This is a genomic window from Paratractidigestivibacter sp. (genome assembly GCF_052362415.1).
Taxonomy (GTDB): Bacteria; Actinomycetota; Coriobacteriia; order Coriobacteriales; family Atopobiaceae; genus Paratractidigestivibacter.
In genome coordinates, this window is sequence record NZ_DAWEMK010000178.1 from 1 (window position 1) to 2,307 (window position 2,307).

3 protein-coding genes are annotated in these 2,307 nt (G+C 66.6%); all 3 read right to left on the bottom strand.

Translation table 11 applies throughout. The annotated features are described in order from the left end of the window. Nucleotides 1-63, bottom strand: a 63-nt coding sequence (locus ACT84W_RS10595; protein WP_444329191.1) for a CarD family transcriptional regulator, incomplete at its 3' end; no start/stop codon positions are given. Between the two features lie 191 nt (nt 64-254). Continuing rightward, complete coding sequence (locus tag ACT84W_RS10600; protein ID WP_444329189.1) at nt 255-998, bottom strand: peptidylprolyl isomerase; 744 nt, start codon at nt 996-998, stop codon at nt 255-257. 9 nt (nt 999-1,007) lie between these two features. Beyond that, on the bottom strand, nt 1,008-2,168 hold the full coding sequence (locus tag ACT84W_RS10605; RefSeq protein WP_444329190.1) for a pyridoxal phosphate-dependent aminotransferase: 1,161 nt from the start codon (nt 2,166-2,168) through the stop codon (nt 1,008-1,010). Between the last annotated feature and the right edge of the window lie 139 nt (nt 2,169-2,307).

The following is a 2,307-nucleotide window of genomic DNA, read 5'->3' on the forward strand; positions in this document are numbered from 1 at the left end:
CACGCCCTCGACCCTACAGACGCCCTGCCCCGGATGAACGATATACTCACCGACCGAATACATGCACTTCTCCTTTCGCCGAACAGCATTATAGCACGTAAATGCCTAATTTGTGCCGTTTAGCGATTAGGTATTGCATATAAAGGAGCGTACTACTATCCGACTCGCCTTCACTGGGTGACAGCGGATGATGGGTGTCACAGAAAGCTGCACGCAATGACTGTCACCCAGTGATGGGTGTCGCCCAGTGAGGGTTAGTCGATGACGGTGAGCTTGGAGATGCGCGGTTGGTCGGAGGCGGCGACGGTGCCGTTGGAGTCCTGGACGGGCGTCTTTTGCGCGATGGCGTCGACGACCTCGATGCCCGAGGTCACGCTGCCGAAGGCGGCGTACTGGCCGTCGAGCTGGGTGTTCGTCTTTTGCATGATGAAGAACTGCGAGCTCGCGGAGTTGTAATCCTGCGAGCGCGCCATACTGATGGTCCCGCGCACGTGGCTGATGGGGTTCTGCACGCCGTTGGCCGAGAACTCGCCCTTGATGGTCTGGTCCGAGCCGCCGGTGCCGTCGCCCTTGGGGTCGCCGCCCTGGATCATGAAGCCCTCGATGATCCGGTGGAACGTCAGCCCGTCATAGAACCCGTCGCCCGCGAGCTTGCAGAAGTTCGCCACCGTGATGGGCGCGACGTTGGCGTTGAGCGCGCACTCGATGGTGCCGAAGCCCTCGACCTCGATGCTCGCGTGGTGCGTGCCCGTGGCGTAGGGCCCCTCGGCCGTGTTCTGGGAAGAAGCGCCACCGGTTTTCTGGGAGCCGTCACCCTTCGTGCCGGCGTCGCCACCGGCCAGGCCCGCGCCCGAGCCGCCGCAGCCCACCAGCGAAAGCGCGCCGAAAATCCCGAGCGCGCCGGCGCAGAAACCGCGACGCGTCATGTTTCCGCGAGCGGCGCCCGTGCCCGCGATGGCTGCGCCCTCGACCGTCGCGACGTTCCTCTTTGCCTTCATGGCCCCTCCCTACAGGTCTGCGGACGCGATGGCGGCCACGGCCTCGCGGATGCGCTCAGGCGGCATCACGAGCGCCATGCGGACAAAGCCCTCGCCCGACGGGCCGAAGCTCGCGCCCGGCGTCACGATCACGCCGGACTTCTCCATGAGCTCGAGCGCAAAGGCCATCGAGTCGGTGCGGCCGTGCGGCAGGCGCGCCCACACGAACATCGATCCATGGGCGTTCGGGCGCTCCCAGCCGATGGCCTCGAGGCCGTCGCAGAGCGCGTCGCGGCGCTCCTGGTACTTCATGCGCTGCTCCTCGACCTGCTCGCGCGGGCCGGTGAGCGCTGCGATGGCCACGTCCTGCTCGGGATAGAACATGCCGAAGTCGACCTGGCCGCGGAGCTTGCGGGCCGCGGCGACGATGTCCGCGCGGCCGACGAGGAAGCTCAGGCGCATGCCGGTGACGTTGAAGCTCTTGGAAAGCGAGAGGAACTCGACGCCGACCTCGCGCGCGCTGGGGTAAGCAAGGAAGCTGCCGCCCGCCGGGCCGTCGAAGACGATGTCGGAGTAGGCGTTGTCGTGGATGACCACGATGTCGTGCTCGCGGGCGAACTCGATGATCTTCGCGTAGACCTCAGGTGTGCCGACCGAGCCCACGGGGTTCGCCGGCAGCGAGACGATCATCGCCTTGGCCGCGTCGGCGACCGCCGGGTCGATCCCGTCGACGTAGGGCAGGAAATCGTGGTCGGCGGTGAGCGGGTAGTAGGCGCACTTCGCCCCCGCGAGCAGCGTCGCGTTCTGGAACACGGGGTAGCAGGGGTCGGGCACGAGCACGAGGTCGCCGGGGTCGACGAGGGCCGACAGCGGCCATAGCATGCCCTCCTGGGTGCCGCGGCAGCTCATGATCATGTCGTGGCCGATGCCGTCGACGCCGTAGCGGTCCTTGTAGTAGCCGGCGACGGCGTCGAGGAGCTCGTCTTTGTCGTGGAGGGAGTACTTCCAGTTGTCCGTATTGCGCGCGGACTCGATGAGCGCGTCCATGACGTGCGCGGACGGCTTGAAGTCGGGCGTGCCGACCGAAAGGTCGTAGACGGTGCGCCCCTCGGCCTCGAGCGCGCGGCGCTTCTCGTTCAGGGCGGCGAACACCTCGGCGCCAAAGAGGTCGAGTCGCTTAGAGAATTCCATCGTGCGCTCCAATCGGTCGTGCAAGGGGTCAACCCTCTTATTTTACACCCGCGTTTACACCCGCGCAGCAGCCAAGAAGCGCGCTGCCGTGGCGGGCCGGCGGCCGCTCCGCGGAGGCGAGCGGCTCTCCCACGGCCCC